The following is a 21,486-nucleotide window of genomic DNA, read 5'->3' on the forward strand; positions in this document are numbered from 1 at the left end:
ACATGAATATCCCCATTTATTTAGATAATAACGCAACAACACCGATGGACCCACGGGTTTTAGAGGCAATGTTACCTTATTTTACCACAAAATTTGGTAATGCCGCCAGCCGTAACCATCCGTTTGGCTGGGTAGCCGAAGAAGGTGTTGATTATGCACGCGAGCAAGTGGCCAAACTGATAGGCGCAAACGAAAAAGAAATCATCTTCACGTCGGGCGCAACCGAGTCAGATAACCTTGCCATTAAGGGTGTGTTTGAAATGTATAAAGACAAAGGTAACCACATTATAACTACCGTTACCGAACATAAAGCCGTACTCGACGCTTGTAAACACGTTGAAAAACTGGGTGGTAAGGTTACTTACCTGCCGGTTAAAGAAGATGGCCTTGTTGATCTTGCTGTATTAGAAGCAGCCATGACCAGCGAAACTATCCTGGTATCGGTAATGTATGGCAATAACGAGATTGGCGTTATCCAACCTATAAAAGAAATATCTGCAATTGCCCACAAATACGGCGCCCTGTTTATGACAGATGCTGTACAGGCAGTTGGTAAAATACCTGTTGATGTTAATGCTGATGGTATCGACCTTTTGGCACTATCGGCTCACAAAATATACGGTCCTAAAGGCGTTGGCGCATTATACGTTCGCCGTAAAGGACCGCGTGTTAAAGTTACCGCACAAATGGACGGTGGCGGCCACGAGCGCGGCATGCGTTCAGGTACCTTAAACGTACCGGGCATTGTTGGCCTGGGTAAAGCCTGCGAGCTTTGCGGCCTTGAAATGGAAAGCGAAGCCAAACGTTTATCTGCTTTACGCGATAAACTGGAAGCTGCTTTAACCGTACTGGAAGAAAGCTACGTAAACGGAAACGTTGAGCACCGCTTACCACACGTTGCCAATATATCATTCAAATACGTTGAAGGCGAAGGCTTAATGATGGCCATGAAAGATTTAGCTGTATCATCGGGCTCGGCCTGTACATCAGCTTCGTTAGAGCCATCGTACGTACTGAAAAGCTTAGGCTTATCAGACGACCTGGCACACTCATCAATCCGTTTTGGCCTGGGCCGCTTTACTACCGAAGAAGAAGTTGACTACGCTGTTGAAGTAACCAAAAACTCGGTTACCCACCTGCGCGAACTTTCGCCACTTTGGGAAATGTTTAAAGAAGGCATCGACCTTGACTCCATTGAGTGGGCGGAACACTAAATACGTTATACGTAGTACGTTTTACGTGGTACGTTTTTTAATTCGATAAATTATAACAATCAACGTAATACGTAAAACGTACTACGTATAACAAACAAAAAAATGGCATATTCAGATAAAGTAATCGATCACTACACTAACCCCCGCAATGTGGGCACTTTGGATAAAAGCAGCCACAAAGTAGGTACCGGCTTAGTTGGTGCACCTGAATGCGGCGACGTAATGCGCCTGCAAATTGAGGTGGATGATAACAATGTTATCACCGATGCAAAATTTAAAACCTTTGGTTGCGGTTCGGCAATTGCTTCTTCGTCTTTAGCTACCGAGTGGTTAAAAGGCAAAAGCATCGACGATGCCATGAAAATTGACAACATGGATATTGTTGAAGAACTGGCTTTACCACCGGTAAAAATTCACTGCTCAGTTTTGGCAGAGGATGCCATCAAAGCAGCAATAAACGATTTCCGCGTTAAAAACGGCTTAGCGCCGATTGAAAGCGAAAAAGTACACCATTAATTGAGTAGCAAGTATCAAGTAGTAAGTATCAAGATTTTTGATGCATACTTTTAAGCTACCTTGATACCTGCCAGCTGAATTAAATGATACTATCAGGTAGTAACATATTTATTTAACAATCAAATCTTACTACTTGATACTTACTACTAGATACTAAGAGAATGGTAACTGTAACTGATAAAGCAAAAAGTAAAATAGAACACCTGATGCAGGATGGCGGGCTTGATGCCTCGTATTTTCTGCGTGTTTCTGTACAGGGTGGCGGTTGCTCGGGTTTATCATACAATTTGGATTTTGATAACGAAGAAAAAAAAGGCGACCAGTTTTTTGAAGACCAGGGCGTACGTATGGCTTTGGATATGAAATCGTTCCTGTACCTTGCCGGTACCGAACTTGATTTTAGCGACGGCCTTAACGGCAAAGGCTTCAACTTCCATAACCCCAACGCCAGCCGTACCTGCGGCTGCGGCGAAAGTTTTTCTGTATAAAATTTATACTTTATATATAAAAGAGGCTCCAGATTGGGGCCTCTTTTTTGTTTTGAGGCTTTTTAAAAGTTGTTTAAAAATAGATGAACTACTGGCATTGTTATGTTAACTTAAGGGTAAGCTGAGTTGTAAAATATTATAGTGACGTGTTTTTAAGTTGCTGATTGTTAGTATTATTAATTATGTCATTGCGAGGAACGAAGCAATCGCGAACTTTGTATGGCGGACTTGCACAGTTCGCGATTGCCACGCTGCGCTCGCAATGACATAGTTGTTGTGATGCGCTAAAGCCAATACGTCATCCCCATTTTTTTCAGGATCATCCTGATGGTTACTCGCAATGTTATGAAGGGGAAAGTGGCGTATATCGCATGTCGGCGAGTCGACTCACCCCGACGAGGCTCCGCCCGTCTGCCCCTCTCTCCGACTGCGTCGCATAGAGGGGCGGAAAAGTTTTTTTTTATTTTCTCAACCCTCTTTGCGGCGCAGCCGGAGAGAGGGTCGGCCAGCGTAGCGTAGCCGGGGTGAGTCGTAGCCAGCGTTCAAAGCCAATGTTTCTCAACCCTCTTTGCGGCGCAGCCGGAGATAGGGTCGGCCAGCGCAGCGTAGCCGGGGTGAGTCGTAGCCGGCGTTCAAAGCCAATGTTTGTCTAAAACCGAACTGCTTCATTAAAGTATAAAAGTTAAGCGTTATAACAGGGATAATAACTAACTTGTACCAAACACCTATTAACCATATCCGCTATGTCGTTCCTGTTTAAATTACCGTTTCTATTGTTATTAAGCGCACTGTTTGCCTTCAAACAGACAGATTATAAAGCGGACATTGAAATTATTAAAGCTTCAAGAGCAGCATCAAATAATGCCATTGCCAAACACGATGTTGATGGAATATCCAAATACTGGCTACCCGATTTTGTGCAAACCATAGGCCGGGGAATTACCACTACCGGGAAAGATAGCATAGCCGCAGGCTGGAAACAGCTGTTTAAAATCAACAAAACCGTTGCTTATGTACGTACTCCTGTAACCATTACCGTAGGCGATAACGGCATCATGGCCTGGGAAACCGGCACCTGGACAGCAGCAAACTCCTACAGTAAAGGCGGCAATTACTCGGCCATGTGGCGTAAAATTGATGGCAACTGGAAATTACAGGCAGAGTTGTTTGTATCGTTAAGGAAACTTTAAAACAAAAGAGGCTGTATCTGCGAGGGCACCGAAAATACACCAATAAAGCCGTATGCATCCGGCAACAGTGATCTTCAATCTCAAATCTCATATCTCATATCTCACATCTCAAGTCTATAGTGGCGTACGCCCCGATAAAAATCGGGGCGCCAGGCTATCCACTCATACTGCACAGGCCTTATTCACGGGCCGGTATCCGTTTCTATCCTTTACGCGAACTGCGGGGTATGCAAAAACACCCGGATGAAATTGTACATACGGGAGTTGCATATTTATTACTTAGCATGGCGTTTACCTATCAGCGGGGCACACGCGACACGCGTGCGCCAGCGGGTGGGAAACTTTAAAATGGGCTGTATCTGGGAGAGCACTGAAAATACGAAAATAAAGCCGGATGAATTTAATGCCATCGGGATCTCAAATCTAATCATGGCGTGCGCCCGGGTGAAACCGGGGCGCCAGGCTATCCACTCATACTGCACAGGCATTAGCCACGGGCCGGTACCCGTTTCTATCCTTTACGCGAGCTGCGGGTACACAAAAACACCTGGGGGGGGGGAATTTGAAAATTCGAGTTTTGCATATTTATTACTTGGCGTGGCGTTTATCCATCAGCGGGGCACACGCGACACGCGTACGCCAGCAGATGGTTGCAAAAGGGAAAAAATAACATTCATTTTTTTCTGAAACTAATGATGACTTCGTATAAATTATTGAGACTCAAGTTTATGCCATCAATGGGCTCGTAGGTGCAGATTTCAAATTTCTGAATAGTGTATTTATTAACTTTATCACCCGACTGATTTTTTAATTTTTTCGGTTTCGATTTTTTTTGAAGCTCTTTAACAATTGCTATCCAATACGTGAAGTTTTCCGTCTTATAACTTACCGTCTTATAGTCGAAAATATGAGTAACTTGAATCCAATCCTCCGGCTTCTTTGGCGTGAGCATCAGATTTGATATAAAAATATCGTTGAATTTCTGATGAAAGCCCAACGCATTAATTTTAGAATTTAGATTTTTTTTATTGTCAATTTGCTTTATTAGGAATTTCAGATCAGTTAAATTGATCTTACCATTCTGTGCGGTTGCCTGGTTTCTTAATAAACCAAGAAAGCAGAAAATAGTAATTATAATTAGTTTAACCTGTTTTTCAGTCATTAAGTACCTATATTGTAGTCTGTCTTTCTCAAAACTCTCCGAAGCTGGCGCACGCCTGCCACGTGCGTCCAAATTATTTAGCACAATTATTATCGCTTACAAAGAGGCCAAGCACATTATGGTATTTTGTATAAAGCTACAATCATTCCCTTAACATTAATCATCCCTATTAATTATCAACGCACAAAGCCCGGATGAACTTAATACATCAGGGCTTAAAAGGTTGCTTAGCAGAGTGTTTTTACCTATCAGCGGGGCGCACGCGACACGCGTGCGCCAGCCCAGAGAAGCTTAATCAATAGTATTCTCTATCAATGATGGTTTAAATAAGAAAGCATGGCAGCCTCGCTGTCAGCAAAAAGAAAACTCTCTGCTGTGTCTACCGTCTTTTGGTTGTAAGTAGCTAACTGTTCCTGACTAATCTCCTCTTCTGAGATCCAGTTGCCGTTATGAGGTTCTCTGGTGATAACCAACGCCAACCTTGGTGATAATGGGTAATAGAGTTCAAACCCGGTGGTGAAGCCCTCGCTATCCTTTTCGTCATCAGCATAATTAAAAACCGGTTGGTCACAGGTAAGGTAGGTTTGTGAGTGATGGTTTGTTAAAAAAGTGAACCGCAGGTAGGGCGAAAAGGACAAATTATAAGCCATGTTGCCCGCTAAGACAAAGGCAATCATGTGAAAACATCCGCTTAGGTCATCTTGCCCAGCCGTTTTTAAGATTTCGGCCATTTGTAACTTCCGCTTTTTAGTTCGCACATACTGCATACAGATAAACATCATCGTCTTGAAAAGCCCTTCATGCCTTTCCAGGAAGCAGTAATCGCGGCTCTTCGCTGCGGCAAGCAGCTTGTGTCCATGATCCTCATAACGACCATGTATATGCTCAAGGTAATTCAATTCGAGTTTCCGTATGTCTTCCTCCAAAAACGAAAGCTCTTTTCCAAGGTTGAAATCCCTTAATYCTCTTTTGATTTTAAAAGGAGCGAGAAACATCCGCAGGTAATCTTCATTGAGCGTTTTTAATGAGGCATGGCTGTTCGTCGCTACAAAGCCCGTTAAAAAAGCCTCCTCGGCAAGTGTCAAATCTTCGAGTTGGTAAAAGTACCTTTCCTGAGCGACACCCATTAAGTTGGTATGGATAAGTTTATTCTCCTTATTCAAAAAGGCGAAGATCTTTTCGTTACTGGCCCAAGCTTTTAAATAATGGCGCCAAACGTAATGTTGCTTTTTGGTGAGATTACTCATTCCCTTTCGATCTGTAAATTAGCCATTCATTTAGAGAATACGTGCTCCAAAACTGGCGCACGCGTGCCGCGTGTGTCAAAATTGTTTAGTACAATTATTATCGCTTACAAAAAAGTCAAGCACAGTTATAGTATTTTGTATAAAGCTGCAATCATTCCTTAACATTAATCATCCCTATTAATTATCAACGCACAAAAAGCATGGATAAACTTAAAACATCAGGGCTTAAAAGGTTGCTTAGTAGAGCATTGACCTATCAGCGGGGCACACGCGACAGCGGGGCGGGGTGATAATTCAACATCATTCTGACCCGCTATTTTCATCGTCTGTCTTTACAATCCTAATATCCAAAAGCTCAGCAAGCTTCTCTATATAAGGGGCTTCTTCAGACAACATCACTTTTATTTCATTTGAAAAATCTTCTTTGTCTTCACTACCCAGATAGATATTTTTCATTTCCTGGTCATGACTCAATATCAAATTTACGGTGGTTTCTTGCAAAATAGATTTTTTAAATATTCTACGTAAGGTCCCTTGGTTTGCTGTTAAATCACCATCTTCAAAAAGCCAGTCTCCGAAAAACAAAAATGCCGAGACATCAATTTCTTTTTGCGAAACATAACTATCACGAATATTTTTCATGGCGGCTCGCAATGTATTTTTATTTATTTTTTCGGTTAGCTTATTCCAAAGAGTCCGGTCGGGTAAAGCAATATCGCCACTCGCAATACTTTCTAAAGCCCCTTTGATCGCTGAAGTTGCATTAGGAGGATATTGATCTTTCAAAACAATTAAACTTGTAAGAATCAATTGCGATTTTGGTTTTCTAAATTCGGCTATCCACTTTTCGTAAGACAACTCTTGATAATACTCCAAAGCAACCCTATTTAGATGTTTTGTTAGTGGACTGTCGTATGTTACGCAAAATTCAAAGAATTTTGTATTGGACAGTATATTGGCAATATTTTCTTTGTTGATTTCAGTGTATGGCCAGTTCTCTAAGTCGTCGCTCACCTGCTGAGGCTGAATATCCAATGCTTCAACAATCCGATCAATTTTCGTAAGAGTACTAACTAGTCCAAGTCGTCTATCTTTCGGATGCCTAGTCATAATCTCCAGAACAACTGCCTTAACGAGCGGCTTATTAAAAGAAATCACTTTCAATAACAAATCACCGTAATTGACGTACTTTTGAATAAATTTAGCGACACCGTCCACGGTTTCCGTACTGCTATCAGACAAGATTTCTTCAAAATCCGTAACGTATGTTGTATTGTAACTATCCCAGCGTGCAATGCGCATGCAAATGATATCATAGTAAAACTCATTCACGTCCCCGTCTTCTATAAACAGTGTATGAATAGCATCATCTGTTAATATTGGTTTTAAAACAATTTTAGAAATGTTTCTATAAGCGACTATATATGGTGGCAATGAATCAGAATCTGTGGCAAATTCTGTCATTTTAGTGGTAAGCATTTCCGTAAACTTAGCCATTTTATAGCTGTCAGGAATGCGCGACAAATAATCTGAATTACGCCATTCTTGAACACTATCAATACCTTCCAAATAGCTATTAAGCTCATTATTATCACAATATAATTTGTAGGTATTGTCATCTTTAATGATTTTTAACAAAGCAACAAAATCAGCAGCCGTTACTTTTTTATCCACTAAGTAATCTGATACTTTCAAGTTCATTCCACCATCCTTTACCGTTTTTTCAATTTCAAGTAAGCTATTATGATAGTCAGTACTTAAGAATTTTAGAGGATTCAACAACAGGGCAATAAGTTTTTTTAAGTAGCTTATCTGGTCAGTTACTTTGGTTAATAAAATTAATTGATAAGGGCTTACCTTTGCGTCGGTAACGTGCTCTATTTGAATACCAAGCCTATAATAAAGATCATCCCAAACTTTATTTGATACTTTATTTTCAAGGTCATTTAACGTCAAAGTTGCATTGGCGACATTATCAACTTCCATGATAGCTTTATCCAGTATGACTGTGAAGGCAGCGCTTTCGGCGATTAAAGCTGCTTTTACCTTGTCATTAGCATTTAATGAATTTTTCAGCTGATCTGTAAACACAACTTCCAGGGCGCGTTCAGGATCTATTTGGTATATGACTGCGGTCATAAATTTTGGCATATCCTCATCAAGCTTATATAGAAATTCGAGTCCTTTCAAGTATGACGGCTGAATGATCTCGCTTTCTGATTTGTTTATCAGTAAAACTTTATTGAGGACAAATAAAGCTACATATCTCAAAGGAATTTTGGGGTTTATCTGCTGGGCTGCCACGCATTCATTTACGAAAACAACCATATCACGCGGTGTCTTAAATTGTGCCAGATGGTCAAAGATTTGAATTACCTTTTCAAATTCTCCATCAATTTCATCAAAAGCTTGTATCCACTTATTTTTAAGAAACCTTTTCCAATCGGATAAAATTGGCGGTGACACCCGATAAACAACGTCAAACGTCTTATTTATAAAGTCGTCAGTATAACTGTGCTCTTCGTCATTCGTGTGTTTAAATGCATCTTCAATATTTTGGCGGTCAAATGGTATAATAACCTTAATCTTCTCATATTTTTCCTCGGCAAAAAAAGTATGGATAGAAGACCACAATTCGGTGATCTTGTTATCAGGCAACCTATCCATATTGTCAAAAACTATGATCAGGCGGTGTTCTCCCAAATCTGCCGCTATATCGTGCATCCAGTCTCGGAATTTTTTTACAGAGGGCTCGTCTTCAGCAATGGTTTCAAAAGTTGTATCAGATTGCTGACTCTTTTGATAAATATAAAACAGTTTTTGTATCGCGAGATTCAAACGGGTTTTTATATCCAATGATTTATCTGTTTTCACAACATAATAAAAAGCCAGCAGAACTAATAACAGGATCAGAGGTACAGAAACAATTAAAATTTTGACCCATTTACAGCTAGCCAATTCTGATAAAGCTTTAAATAATGGCGTTAAAAACAACAACAATCCAGAGAAAACAACCCCTATGCTTAGGCTTGGGATTGTCTTCTTTTGTGTTTCTTTAGACTTTGCTAGTAGTGATTTGAGCTTTTTCTCCCACTTGGTTGCATCACTGATAATACTTGTGCCATTTGTCTTTCCGGTTAAAAAAAACGTCAATTCTTCCAAAATTGATCTTCTTTGTAAGTCTTCTTGATGTCCCCATGCATCGTAAACAAAGAAATGAAACTTGCCTATCGAGATTTCATTTAATTTTCTTTTGGTAATCTCAATCAAATTGGATTTTCCAGTTCCCCAACCACCGTCAATTCCAATAATTTTACATTCCTCATTTGAGATGAGATTTTTGCAAATATATGTAGCTACACGTTCTTGAGATTTACCTTCAAAAAGATCCTCACCTATAGGAGAATTGCTTATAAATTGAGGAAAAGATTCTGACATGATAAAGGTTTAATAGAAATAATATCAAATATACTAAACCTATGGACAATATTTTCGATATAAACTTTGTCATGGCGTACTCCGCCCTTGTTGGTGTTCTGCACCGCACCCGCACTTTGTTGGAGTTGTCTCAATAGCCGTTAACCTTAATTTTTTTCGAAATCAATTCGTCCCCGCGGGGTCTCTCAACGAGGACCCTGCGGTGTACAAAGCCAGTCGGAATCCCCAAGCCGCGTTTATGCGAGATGATCGGGTACCTCAGGGTCCTCTACGAGAGACCCCAAGGAGACAGCTAAATAAAGTTCTTCCTCTATGAGGTGTCTCGTCGTAAAAAAGTTCCCTATATCACAAGTCAGCCACTCACATCCAAACGCACAAGACTTTCGCTAAAATTGGTAAATACAGAACGCCGAAATTTTTATCACCACCAACAAAAAACCGGTTTAGCAATTATTTACCAAAAAAGATTTAAAATTTCGGAAAAATCGGTTTAGCATACCCGCAGCTTGCGTTAAGGATTGACGTGGAAAGCCCGGAGCACGTGTTGGCTGTGCGGGCAATGGCCTGCGAGGACTTGTAACAGAAAGCCTGACCGCCGCTTCTACCAGCGGGGGGAACGCCTGGGAGGAGAGTCAAGAGATTAGAGTCAAGAATCAAGACGGGAGGAATCATGGTGGTCAAAAATAGCGTGAGATAGCGGGGCGGCAACATCTCTTCACACTTGTTGGTGTCCCGGCCCGCAGTTTATTGGGGTTGTCACCACAAGATGTTCGGAAGATTTTTAATTCCCTCCTTGGGGCTACTATGTGTACACATCTTTTGGATCTTATCGATTAATAAAACCAGTTGTCATTTCGAACGAACAGGCGGGGCCTTTGAGCGCTGGCGTGAGGAGAAATCTTGTACGCCCTGCATTCCAAGCGGCTAATCGTAATGCGAGGCGTTCAAGATTTTTCGCTACGCTCAAGAGATAGTTTCTCTTTCGCACCCCTGCTCTTTGCCTCCTCTTGCTCTTTCGAAATGACAATTTTCTTTCATTAAAAGATGTGGGTACACGTAGCTGTTTGGGGAGGGGTGCGGCAGGCCAAACGCATCTATATAGCTAATGGAATGGAGTGATATAAGTATCATACGACACCTTGTTTTTATTGGCTGATCCTGGTTAAATGATCCGGCTACCGAGGGGATTTGTATTGGCCAACAACAGGCACATATATTAGGATTCGCCTACATCGCGCGGTCAGTTTAGTGTTAACCATGATTAATTATAAAATATTGATTATTAGGTATTTATAAATATTTTTTGTGAAATGTGTTAAGTTATGTTAACCATGTTTCAGAAAGTACTAAGTCGTAAGTCTAAAGTTGATTTTTTTCTTTTTTGACTTGGTACTTAAGACTTTGGGCTAAAGACTATCCGTCATTTTATCGATGACAAGACGTTAGATGCATTTTCCCTGAGAGATACGGTCGGAAATGAGCGCAAAGGCAGGGAGGGGTTTATACGAGCGACAAGTTACAAAGCGACTTGAACGCCTGATTTAACCCCTACCTCCTCCTTCCCAGGGAAGGAATCACACACACCCTGCCTTTTTTATTTCTTCCAGAACCCATATGGGAAGAAATAAATCCGGGATGACCTGGGTGGGCTTTTAAAACATATCCCCAGCCTCAACACCTTCGGGTACAGCCTGCTCTACGCTCCAATGCTCGGCTATTTTACCAGCCTCAACCCTGAAGATCTGGTAAAACACAAACCCCTTCCCTCCTCTTTTAAATTGCGATTGAACCACAACAAAATTACCCTCGGCAATAACGCGGTGAATTTTCATTTCGCGGTTATGGCCGGTCAACAGGTATTCATCCAATGCTTTACCGCTACTGGCAACCGCGGGGTCATGTTCTGTATAATCAACCCTAAGCAATTCAGCGGGCCTTTTTTTATCCAGGATAGCCTGATAAAATGCATTTACAACCTGCTTGCTATTTTCGGCAGAGGCGGTAGTATCAATTTCGGCAGTTCCGTTGGATGCGGTGATGGTTTGCCCGGTTTGATCAGGCATCTCCTGGATGGCGTCCCAATGCCCGGCCAACATGCCGTTTTCGAGTTCGAACAGATCGATAACAACCATCCGTTTGCCCATGAATTGAATATCAAGGTGGGTAACCACCATATTACCCTCCTGTATGGCCCTTATAATGGGCGATTTGGCCCCTTCAGGCGACGGAGGCAAGGTTTTAAGGTAATTGATCATGCCGGTAATACCGGCCCTGCCCTGGGCGACTGTAGGGTTGTGCTGTCTGTAGTTCTCCAGCACAAATTCGGGGATAAGTTCGGCTTTGCGCTGGCCGACAATCAGCTTATAAAATGACAGTACTTTTTGTTTATTTGACAGGGTATCCATAGGTGTATTTGCTTTGGCCGCAACAAACGCGCATAAAATAATGCAGCATATGCCCGTTGCCGGTAAGTTTGTAATTTTCATTACGATTGATTAGAAATATAAAAATTGAAACGTGTTTAACTATTACACTGAGAAATCAGCGCTTCCGGGAACCTGTAATAACAGGCCGGGCATCAGGCTACCCTTTGTTGATATGTAGTTGAAGTGATTATGGAGTAAAGATAGTGTTTTGGACAAAGGACGAAGACTTTTGGAAAAAAGATTTTCAGACAAAGGAATCAAGGATAAAGCCAATTACAAATGACAGCGTAGCGAATGACTATGACTAAAAAACCTCGGGAACTTTGTAAAAGCGGTTATCAAAATTTACCAGGAATAACTCAGTTGTTGCGCGGGTAACGGCAGTGTAAAACCAGCGGAGAAAATCCATATTGATCATTTCGTCGGTTACGTAGCCCTGGTCAACAAAAACGGCGTCCCACTGGCCACCCTGGGCCTTATGGCAGGTGATGGCATAAGCAAACTTAATTTGCAGCGCATTGTAATATGGGTTTAGCTTCAGCTCGTTGTGCATAGCCCGCTTGTTGGTAAGGTGGGCGTAATCTTTCATTACCTCCTCGTAAAACTTTTTTTGGTTTTCCTGCGATAAAGCCGGCGAATCGGCATACAGGGTATCCAGCAATATTTTACAATCCAATACCGGGTCTTCGGCGTAGTCAATAAATTCTATCTGCACATCGGCAAAACGGAAACCGTACATTTCTTCCGTTCGGCGCACTTTACGAATCCGGGCAATATCGCCATTGGCAATAAAATCGGTGCTGTTTTCCTCGTTATCCTTGAGCCAGAAATAGTTGTTTTTTACAATCATAATCTGGTCGCCGCCGGTTAGCTCCTCTTCCCGGTACAAAATCCGGTTACGGATTTGCCCGTTGTACAGGTTAGCGTTTTTGTTCGACCGGCAGATGATGAGTGTTCTGTCGTAGCCGTATTTCCGGTAGGCGTATTCAAGTCCCTCGGGCAACCGTTCGCCCGTCATCCTGAAAACGTCTTTATAGCCTTTGGTCACGATTTTAGGGGCAACCGCTTCGTCTTTCCTGATCAGGTCACGAATTTCGGTCGCATTAAATAAAATCCCCGAGTCCTTTTGCTGGCGCAGTACATCGGTTAGCTCATATTTAAAAATAGTCAGGCCGAATTTATCCTGCATTATTTTTTCGCTCAGGGCCGGGCTGGTATCTGAGCCTACAGGCGGCAGCTGGGCGGTATCGCCTACCAGCATCAGCTTACAGTTTTTATCGTTGTACACATACCGCAGCAAATCGAACAGCAGCGACACCCGGCCACCTATGGATTCGTCGCTGATCATGGATGCCTCATCAACTATAAACAACGTATCGCTTGACAGGTTATCGGCGATGGCAAAACCATCATCAAGTGTTAAGGCAGCCTTTTTACGGTAGATGCGTTTGTGAATAGTAAACGCCTTTTTACCCGAGTAATTGGTGATCACTTTAGCTGCCCGGCCTGTAGGCGCCAGCAGCACCGAGCGATAATTATACTGCTTAAGCGCTTTTACCAATGCCCCTACTATGGTAGTTTTACCGGTACCAGCGTACCCGCGCAGTATAAAACATTCATCACCTTCGCGGCTTTGCAAAAAAGTGTGCAACCTGTCGAACAGTTCCAGTTGCTGGCCGTTGGGAGTATGCGGAAATGCTTTGCGGATATGATCAATCACTGTCACCCTGCAAAAATGCTGATAAGTAATTGAAAAACCTTTAGCCATATTAAAAAGCTACGCAGATTAGTTATAAATTTGGCCATGGAATTTGAGGAATACAAGCAGGAAGAACAGCGCGAAGAAGACTACGTAGATATATACTCGCGCAAAGCAATATTCTGGTTTTCGGTATTCAATTTTATATATGGCGGCGTACTGCTTTGCATTAATTTGTGGGTTGCCGGTTACCGGAAGGCCGTAGCCGAAGTACTGATATTTTTATTGTTTGTACAGTTTTCATACGTTATGGCAATCAGGTACTCGGGCATTAATATTAGCCCGGAGGTGATAAAAAAAGCGGCTTCAGGTGTACCGTTAACCGTTAATGAAATGATCCCGCTGCTCCAGGTTGCCGGTATTACGATAGCTTTCCATATAGCCGCCGCGTTTATATTGTCGCGGTATTTCTTCAGGAAGTATTTCCCGGATGATGATTACTATCCGAAACCGATATTCAGGCCGCTGATCATTTATATTATACTTGCGTTATGCACCAGGTTTATGATTTGATTTTATCTGGATGCAAGCAATTAACCGCCGCCATGTATATGGTATCTGCTAAAAAATATTACTTTTGTTTAAACCGGCATGAGCGAATATAATTACAACTACCATGATGATGACTTTAGCCTTGATAAGGCGCAAGGTTACACCCTATTGATACAAATTGATAAAACAACGTTTACCTACGCTGTTACCGATCAAAATAAGCTTATTGCTGTTGCCGACAATCACCCGCTTGATGAATTAAGTAACCCGGAAGAACTGCTCGACCTGTTATCGGCAAATTTTAAAAATGTAGTTATCGGCTTGCCTGCAACCGGTTTTTCGCTGCTGCCACAAACCGTTTTTAACCCGGAAAAGCTTGCCTACCTGGCCCGTTTCCTGGATGTAAAAGCTGACGAAAAAGTGTTATCGCAACCAATTGACAGCCGCAATGTTATCATCTATAAAACACCCGAAACTATATTAAACGCAGCCGACGAATTTGGTTTGCGCCACACCGTTTACACATCAAAGGGCTGGTTAAATGTTTTGGCCCGCAATCAGCCCGGCGACAGAGACCTGTACGTAAACATTAATGGTGATACGGTTGAAATTGCCAACTTCAATTTCAGCAAACTGCGGTTTTATAACACGTTTGAATTTGCCGGCGAAGATGAACTGGCCTATTTTGCATCCCTGGTAACCGACGAGTTAAACCTGCAACCCGCCTACACTTACGTTTATATAAGTGGAGACGTTGATGCAGGCGACAAAAACATTACCCGCCTGGCCGAATTTTTTGGAAAGGTTGAGGTGAATACTACTAAAATTCTGCAAACCCCGCTTGAAATTGAGGGGCATAAAATATTGTCACTTTCTGCCCTGTCATTATGCGTATCATCGGAGGCACTTTAAGAGGATTAAGGCTTAATCCACCCAAAAACCTTCCGGTGCGCCCCACTACCGACCTGGCCAAGGAAGCGCTTTTTAATATTCTTTTAAATCAGATAGAATTTGAAGGCATCAAGGTGCTTGATCTTTTTAGCGGCACCGGCAATATTTCATTAGAATTTGCATCAAGAGGCGCAACGGAAGTAATATCTGTAGACAGGAGCATCCATTGTGTTAACTATCTTAAAGACACATCGCGCCAGCATAAGCTTGACCAGGTGAAGGTGTATAAGGAGGATGTTTTCAAGTACCTGCAGATGGAAACTGAACAATACGACCTTGTTTTTGCCGATCCTCCGTATGACCTGAACAAGATTCCCGAGATACCGAAAATAGTTTTTGAACGGAACATACTATTACCAGGGGCTTTGCTGATTGTAGAGCATCAATCGATGCAAAATATTAGTCAGCACGCGTCATTTGTGGAGCAGCGAAAGTATGGACACTCATCGTTTTCGTTTTTTAGGAACGATACTGCCGAACAGGCTTAATCCACTTTCAGAATAACCAAAGTGGTTTCTGCAAAAAGCTGAAGCTTTTCGTCATCTGCATTGGTAATTATAGCGTCAACCTGGCTTATATCGGCAAATTTCAAATAAGTCTCGTTGTTTATTTTACCGGCATCGCATAAGATATAGGTAAAGGCACTTTGTTTGATATAAGCCGATGTTATTTCTGCTTCCAGTTCGCTGTTTGCAAATAGACCGTTTGGAGATATGCCGTCAACGCCTAAAAAGGCCTTACCGGCTCTGTATCGGCCAATATGCTCGTTTGCTGCTTTGCCGTGTACGGCCTGCCTTTTGCTGTCGAACTCTCCTCCTATTATATTCAGGGAGACCTGGCAGTTCTGCAATTCATAAATAACAGGCAATGAGTTTGTTATTACCTTTATTTTTTTATTTTTTATAAACTGGCATAACCTGAAAACGGTACTGCCGCAATCCATAAAAATAATATCCCCGTCGTGAATATGCCCGGCAGCTTTGCGGCAAATATTGTCTTTAGCATTTGAATTTTGTGCGGCCTTGTTTACAAAATCCTGCGGTTTTGCCAAAGGATCAACCTTCATGCCGCCGCCGTGGGTTCGGTAAAGTAAACCGTCGCTTGCAAGTTGGTTTAAATCGCGCCGGGCGGTTATCTCCGAGATAGCAAGGGTTGCTGCCAGTTCTTTGATATCTACCTCGCCGATACTGTTTAGTTGCTCGAGTATTTTTTGTTTTCTTTTTTGAAAGTTCATTTAAATAACGTTCATTTGTTCAAAAATAATCAAAATAGATCAAAAACAATCAAAATAATGGATAAAATCAGAATATTACAAACAGAGATCCTCTCCAAGAATTGGTATACACTCAATAATGTAACGTTTGAGGCTATTAAACAAGATGGATCGGTACATCAACTCACGCGCGAGGCTTATGACCGGGGGAATGGCGCAACTATATTGCTTTACAACACACATCTTAAAACTGTGATACTTACCCGCCAGTTCAGGATGCCTACCTATATTAATGGCAACCAGGACGGCATGCTTATAGAATGCTGCGCCGGGCTACTGGATGAAAACAACGCGGAAGATTGCATCAGGAAAGAAACCGAGGAAGAAACCGGCTATAAAATAACCAATATAAAAAAGGTATTTGAGGCATACATGTCGCCAGGATCGGTAACAGAAATATTATATTTTTTTGTAGCTGAATATACACCCGACATGAAAGTAAGCGACGGCGGCGGCCTGGATGAAGAAAACGAAAACATAGAAGTATTGGAACTGCCATTTATGCAGGCTTTAAACATGATTAGTACCGGCGAAATTAAGGACGCCAAAACAATAATGCTTTTACAGTACGCGCAAATAAACAACCTGGTATCATGACAGGTAAACCTTTAATCATTTTAATTGCAGGCCCCTGCCGATCTGGCACAAACGACGATCCCGAACCAATGGTTAATAATTTAAGAAAAATGGAAGAAGCCGCGCTACCCATTTTCAGGGCCGGGCACATTCCGGTAATAGGCGAATGGCTTGCCCTGCCCCTGTTAAAGCAAGCAGGATCAACACATCCGGGGGGATGAAGCTTATCAGGAAATCTCGTACCCCGTATCGCGGCGTATACTGGCCAAATGTGATGCCATTTTAAGGATAACCGGCGAATTAAAAGGGGCCGATGGCGATGTACAAATTGCCCTGGAGCAAGGCATTAAGGTTTATTATAGCCTGGAAGATATTATCGCGCTTTAAATTCAACCGCGTGCTTAAACTTTAAAAATCATTACTACTTTTGGTATAGTATTAACACCATGCTACTATGAAGATCGCTCTTTTCCCAGGTTCGTTTGATCCGGTTACCAAAGCACATGTAGATATCGTAAAACGCTCTGTTGGCCTGTTTGATAAGCTTTATATAGGCGTTGGCGCCAATAGCAGCAAACAAGGATTATTGAGTATTGAAACCCGGGAGCAAATGTTACGGGCTGTTTTTAAGCATGACGACCGGATACACATTGTAGCTTATGAAGGCCTTACCGTAAATTTTTGCAAAAGCATCGGTGCCACCTACATGATCAGGGGTATCCGTACGGTATCTGATTTTGAGTACGAAAAAGCAATAGCCCAGATGAACCATGCATTAATGCCCGACATTGAAAGCATATTTATTGTAAGTAAACCCGGCTACTCGTCTATCAGTTCAACCATCGTACGCGAAATTATGCGCCACCATGGCGATGTGGCCCAGTTTATCCCTTCAGAGGCATTAGCTTATTTGTAGCCAGCTTTTCTTTGTGTAATACGTCCAGTATAGATGGAAAGGTATTGTCGATAATAGGCTCGATGTGTTCTTTTTCAAACCAGCGCACATCAGTAATACCTTCTTCTTTTTGCGGTTTTAGTTTTTCTTTACCCTTGCAATCCATTTTAAACCAGTGCGTTTTTTTCAGCACTATTTCTCCGCGGTTTATATATACATGGTAGGTTTTACAAATTTTCTCGTTGAGCCTGCTTACTTTAATGCCACACTCCTCTTCTACCTCGCGTACGGCGGCTTCTTTAACTTTTTCGTCTTTTTCAATTTTACCTTTAGGCAAATCCCATTTATCGTTACGGTAAATAAATAAATAGTTACCCGCGGTATTCTTAACCAGGCCACCCGCAGCCTCAATAACTGTAATGCTTTTTTTAACAGATTTTAAAAATTCTTTAACATTATTACATTTGATGTAGAACAGCTTTTTGGGGTTGGCCAGTATCCAGGTGTAAATTATTTTAAGATCAAAGACCTCTGCATCAAGCTTTTCGTATTTTTCTACTCCATGAGGTTCTGATTCAGTCAGCAGGATAACCTTTTCGTTAATATAAATTCTGTATTTTTGAGCCATGTTTAATAATAATGAGATAGAACAGCAGGTTGCCGAGTTCCTGCTGCAAATTAAAGCAATTAAATTACAACCTAATAATCCTTTTACATGGGCATCAGGATGGAAATCGCCTATTTACTGCGATAATAGGGTAACACTGTCTCATCCGTCAATCCGCACCTATATCAGGCAGCAATTAACTGTTATTATCCAGGAAAAATTTGGCAGTGTTGGCTGCATAGCCGGCGTTGCTACAGCAGGCATTCCGCAAGGAGCGCTGGTAGCGCAGGAAATGGGCCTGCCTTTTATATATGTACGGGCCAAAGCAAAAGAACATGGTACAGGCAGCTTAATTGAGGGCGATGTGCAAACTACTACCGGCAAAAGGGTTGTTGTAATTGAAGACCTGATATCAACCGGAAAAAGCAGCCTTCAAGCTGTCGACGCGTTAAAAAGCGCCGGATTTGAAGTAGCGGGCCTTGCTGCCATTTTTAGCTACGGTTTTGATATAGCTACCGAAAATTTTAAAAATGCGGGTTGCCCCTTTGTAACGCTATCAAACTACAATGCGTTAATAAAATATGCCGAAGCAAACCAATACATCAGCGAAAAAGATGTGGCTTTATTAGCCCAGTGGCGCGAAAATCCATCTGCCTGGGGGCAAATTGCATCAAGCTAAAAAATAGTTTTGAGTTATGAGTATTGGGTTGTGAGTTTCATTTGCCCATTTAAAACTTATAACTCATCACTCAAAACTTAAAACTTCTTATGACTACATTTACCAGTTCCATCAGCATAAACAAACCGATAAACGAGGTTTACAACTATTTGGCAGATTTTAATAATCACCAAAAACTAATGCCTGATAGCATACAGGAATGGGTTTCTACCACCGATGAGGCAAGTTTTAGCATACCCAATATGGCCAAGCTATCATTAAAGGTAGATAACCGTATTGCAAACCAGGAAATTGTAATTAAACCGGCGGCAAAACCACCCTTTGCTTTAGAACTAAAATGGTCGTTATCCCCAAATAACGACCAAACAGATGTTGTTTTTACTATTAATGCAGAGTTAAGCATGATGCTGAAAATGCTTGCTTCCGGGCCCCTGCAAAAATTAGCCGACCATGAAACACAAAGTTTAAAAGGCCTGTTAGCCTAAATTTGCGCTGGCATTTTAAGGCTATTAGTATACCTTACGTTTTTGTATGTTGTTGACAGCTATTACTACGTTGATAATAATTAAGCTCACGATTAGTGCTCCCATGACTGTGAAAAAATTAAAAATTAATTAATATAAATAATATAGTCAAAGGTTGTTCCATTTATTTATAATTGGTAAATTATAGTGTATAACGTATAAATCAGGCGTTTAGTTTCAACCCTGCGAATATTTTGTGCAATAGTATCCACGTTTGACAAAAAGATTGGGCAAACAAATTCTTCCCCATATCCACAATCATTTACATAAACATAATATCAGCTTAATTTACCATAAACGAAGTTTTTAGCTTATTTTTGCGCCAAATTACAGGTGCAGCATGATCACGGTATCCAATCTATCTTTACGTTACGGTAAACGTACTTTATTTGAAGACGTTAATCTTAAATTCTCTCAAGGCAATTGCTACGGCATTATTGGTGCTAATGGCGCCGGTAAATCAACATTTTTAAAAATCCTTTCAGGAGATATTGACCCAACCAGTGGTTCGGTGAGCTTCACCCCTGGCGAACGCATGGCGGTATTAAGTCAAAACCACTATGCTTTTGACGAATTTACGGTACTTGAAACCGTAATGATGGGCCACAAGGAAATGTATGCTGTAATGAAGGAAAAAGACGCCATTTACCTGAAAGAAGATTTTACCGATGCCGATGGCGAACGCGCCGGGGAGCTGGAAAATCTTTTTGCCGAAATGGATGGCTGGAATGCCGAAAGTAATGCAGCTACCCTATTAAGCAACCTTGGCATAAAGGAGGAATTTCATTACAACCTGGTAAAAGACCTGGACAATACCCAAAAAGTACGTGTATTGTTGGCCCAGGCACTTTTTGGCAAACCCGATATTTTACTATTGGATGAGCCTACCAACGACCTGGACATCCATACCGTGAGCTGGCTGGAGGATTTTTTAGCTTCGTATGAGGCCATTGTTTTGGTGGTATCGCATGACAGGCACTTCCTGGATACCGTGTGTACGCACGTGGTGGATATCGACTTCGCTAAAATGACCATTTATACCGGTAACTATACCTTCTGGTACGAATCGAGCCAGCTTGCGCTGAAACAACGTTCTGATCAGAATAAAAAGACGGAAGAGCGGGTTAAGGAATTGCAGGAATTTATCCGCAGGTTTAGCGCCAACGCCTCAAAATCAAAACAAGCCACCAGCCGGAAGAAGGCTCTGGACAAGATTAATATTGATGAAATTCAACCATCAAACCGTAAATATCCGGGCATCATATTTAATAACCTTGGCCGCGAAGCAGGTGACCAGATATTACAGGTTGAGAACCTGAAGAAATCGCTTAACGGCGAGTTGCTATTCAACAATATTAGCTTCACTGTTAATAAGGGTGATAAAATTGCCATATTATCACAAAACAGCCTTGCTACAACAGCCCTTTATAATGTATTAACCGGCAGGGACGCCGATTTTAAAGGCACATTTAAATGGGGTGTTACCATAAACCCGGCAGATATCCCTATTGATAACGCCGAATACTTTAAAGGCAAAGATGATAACCTGATTGACTGGTTGCGCGAATATTCACCAGGCGAGAAGGACGATCAGTTTATCCGCGGTTTTTTAGGTCGGATGCTATTCTCGGGCGAAGAAGTATTAAAGAAAAGCAATGTACTATCAGGAGGCGAGAAAATGCGCTGCATGTTTAGCCGTATGATGCTGCAACAAGCCAACTTGCTGATGTTTGATGAACCAACCAACCACCTCGACCTGGAATCCATCACCGCGCTTAATAATGGCATGAAAGACTTCAGGGGCACCATCCTGTTCACCTCACGTGACCATGAACTGGTAGAAACCGTAGCCAACCGCATTATTGAATTAACACCTGGCGGCTATATTGATAAGCTGATGACTTACGATGAATACATCAATAGCCCGGTGGTACAAAAACAACGTGAAGATTTGTACGCGGCAGTTTAAAAGTCAGGAAGTTAGAAAATGACAAAATACTTTCAGACTTTCCGGCTTTCAGACTTTCGCGCTCAAATAAAAATTAGCAT

At 41.8% G+C, this 21,486-nt stretch carries 19 protein-coding genes; 13 read left to right on the forward strand and 6 right to left on the reverse strand.

What is annotated here, in order from left to right:
• Positions 1–2: 2 nt before the first annotated feature.
• The 4 genes from AC1DV1_RS21205 to AC1DV1_RS21220 all read left to right on the forward strand — a co-directional run bounded on the left by AC1DV1_RS21205 (position 3) and on the right by AC1DV1_RS21220 (position 3,408).
• Positions 3–1,214: an IscS subfamily cysteine desulfurase gene (locus tag AC1DV1_RS21205; RefSeq protein WP_477363020.1), complete on the forward strand. Its 1,212-nt coding sequence runs from the start codon at positions 3–5 to the stop codon at positions 1,212–1,214.
• 102 nt (positions 1,215–1,316) lie between these two features.
• The gene (gene iscU / locus AC1DV1_RS21210; protein WP_147059619.1) at positions 1,317–1,730 is read left to right on the forward strand and encodes a Fe-S cluster assembly scaffold IscU; all 414 of its coding nucleotides are present in this window, start codon (positions 1,317–1,319) and stop codon (positions 1,728–1,730) included.
• Positions 1,731–1,891: 161 nt separating this feature from the next.
• Entirely contained in the window at positions 1,892–2,218 is a 327-nt protein-coding gene (locus tag AC1DV1_RS21215; protein ID WP_091144685.1) for a HesB/IscA family protein, read from the forward strand.
• A gap of 743 nt (positions 2,219–2,961) precedes the next feature.
• Positions 2,962–3,408, forward strand: coding sequence for a YybH family protein (locus tag AC1DV1_RS21220; RefSeq protein ID WP_477363023.1), 447 nt, complete (start codon positions 2,962–2,964; stop codon positions 3,406–3,408).
• 1,473 nt (positions 3,409–4,881) lie between these two features.
• Here the strand turns inward: AC1DV1_RS21220 and AC1DV1_RS21225 are convergent.
• From AC1DV1_RS21225 to AC1DV1_RS21240, 4 genes are all read right to left on the reverse strand, one after another.
• Entirely contained in the window at positions 4,882–5,817 is a 936-nt protein-coding gene (locus AC1DV1_RS21225) for a DUF4238 domain-containing protein (protein ID WP_477363026.1), read from the reverse strand.
• 300 nt (positions 5,818–6,117) lie between these two features.
• Entirely contained in the window at positions 6,118–9,255 is a 3,138-nt protein-coding gene (locus tag AC1DV1_RS21230; protein WP_477363029.1) for a P-loop NTPase fold protein, read from the reverse strand.
• A 1,652-nt stretch (positions 9,256–10,907) separates the two neighbouring features.
• Entirely contained in the window at positions 10,908–11,741 is an 834-nt protein-coding gene (locus AC1DV1_RS21235) for a nuclear transport factor 2 family protein (protein ID WP_477363032.1), read from the reverse strand.
• A 244-nt stretch (positions 11,742–11,985) separates the two neighbouring features.
• Positions 11,986–13,449: an ATP-dependent DNA helicase gene (locus AC1DV1_RS21240; protein WP_090646885.1), complete on the reverse strand. Its 1,464-nt coding sequence runs from the start codon at positions 13,447–13,449 to the stop codon at positions 11,986–11,988.
• Between the two features lie 36 nt (positions 13,450–13,485).
• Here AC1DV1_RS21240 and AC1DV1_RS21245 point away from each other — a divergent pair, with 36 nt between their 5' ends.
• The 3 genes from AC1DV1_RS21245 to rsmD all read left to right on the forward strand — a co-directional run bounded on the left by AC1DV1_RS21245 (position 13,486) and on the right by rsmD (position 15,371).
• Entirely contained in the window at positions 13,486–13,953 is a 468-nt protein-coding gene (locus AC1DV1_RS21245) for a hypothetical protein (protein WP_477363035.1), read from the forward strand.
• Positions 13,954–14,031: 78 nt separating this feature from the next.
• Positions 14,032–14,844, forward strand: a complete 813-nt coding sequence (locus AC1DV1_RS21250; RefSeq protein WP_477363038.1) for a DUF3822 family protein — start codon at positions 14,032–14,034, stop codon at positions 14,842–14,844.
• Positions 14,820–15,371 (forward strand): 16S rRNA (guanine(966)-N(2))-methyltransferase RsmD, encoded by a 552-nt coding sequence (rsmD, locus tag AC1DV1_RS21255; protein ID WP_477363041.1) that lies wholly within the window; start codon positions 14,820–14,822, stop codon positions 15,369–15,371. Before AC1DV1_RS21250 ends, rsmD begins: the two co-directional genes overlap by 25 nt.
• Here the strand turns inward: rsmD and AC1DV1_RS21260 are convergent.
• The gene (locus tag AC1DV1_RS21260) at positions 15,368–16,117 is read right to left on the reverse strand and encodes a DeoR/GlpR family DNA-binding transcription regulator (RefSeq protein ID WP_477363044.1); all 750 of its coding nucleotides are present in this window, start codon (positions 16,115–16,117) and stop codon (positions 15,368–15,370) included. The genes rsmD and AC1DV1_RS21260 overlap by 4 nt on opposite strands.
• 57 nt (positions 16,118–16,174) lie before the next feature.
• Between AC1DV1_RS21260 and nudK the strand changes: the two genes are divergently transcribed.
• The 3 genes from nudK (at position 16,175) to coaD (ending at position 17,648) form a co-directional block, all read left to right on the forward strand.
• The gene (gene nudK, locus AC1DV1_RS21265; RefSeq protein ID WP_477363047.1) at positions 16,175–16,753 is read left to right on the forward strand and encodes a GDP-mannose pyrophosphatase NudK; all 579 of its coding nucleotides are present in this window, start codon (positions 16,175–16,177) and stop codon (positions 16,751–16,753) included.
• Positions 16,750–16,953, forward strand: a complete 204-nt coding sequence (locus tag AC1DV1_RS21270) for a hypothetical protein (RefSeq protein WP_477363050.1) — start codon at positions 16,750–16,752, stop codon at positions 16,951–16,953. Before nudK ends, AC1DV1_RS21270 begins: the two co-directional genes overlap by 4 nt.
• Before the next feature lie 233 nt (positions 16,954–17,186).
• The gene (gene coaD / locus AC1DV1_RS21275) at positions 17,187–17,648 is read left to right on the forward strand and encodes a pantetheine-phosphate adenylyltransferase (protein ID WP_147059583.1); all 462 of its coding nucleotides are present in this window, start codon (positions 17,187–17,189) and stop codon (positions 17,646–17,648) included.
• Here coaD and AC1DV1_RS21280 read toward each other — a convergent pair.
• Entirely contained in the window at positions 17,617–18,255 is a 639-nt protein-coding gene (locus tag AC1DV1_RS21280) for an NUDIX hydrolase (RefSeq protein WP_477363053.1), read from the reverse strand. The genes coaD and AC1DV1_RS21280 overlap by 32 nt on opposite strands.
• Here AC1DV1_RS21280 and pyrE point away from each other — a divergent pair.
• The 3 genes from pyrE (at position 18,254) to AC1DV1_RS21295 (ending at position 21,406) form a co-directional block, all read left to right on the forward strand.
• Positions 18,254–18,913, forward strand: a complete 660-nt coding sequence (gene pyrE, locus AC1DV1_RS21285; protein ID WP_090646850.1) for an orotate phosphoribosyltransferase — start codon at positions 18,254–18,256, stop codon at positions 18,911–18,913. The two genes, AC1DV1_RS21280 and pyrE, sit on opposite strands and share 2 nt — an antisense overlap.
• Before the next feature lie 89 nt (positions 18,914–19,002).
• The gene (locus AC1DV1_RS21290) at positions 19,003–19,398 is read left to right on the forward strand and encodes an SRPBCC family protein (protein WP_477363056.1); all 396 of its coding nucleotides are present in this window, start codon (positions 19,003–19,005) and stop codon (positions 19,396–19,398) included.
• A 379-nt stretch (positions 19,399–19,777) separates the two neighbouring features.
• Positions 19,778–21,406: an ABC-F family ATP-binding cassette domain-containing protein gene (locus AC1DV1_RS21295; RefSeq protein WP_477363059.1), complete on the forward strand. Its 1,629-nt coding sequence runs from the start codon at positions 19,778–19,780 to the stop codon at positions 21,404–21,406.
• Positions 21,407–21,486 lie beyond the last annotated feature (80 nt).

The sequence above is a fragment of the Mucilaginibacter sp. P4_D1 genome (genome assembly GCF_056401935.1).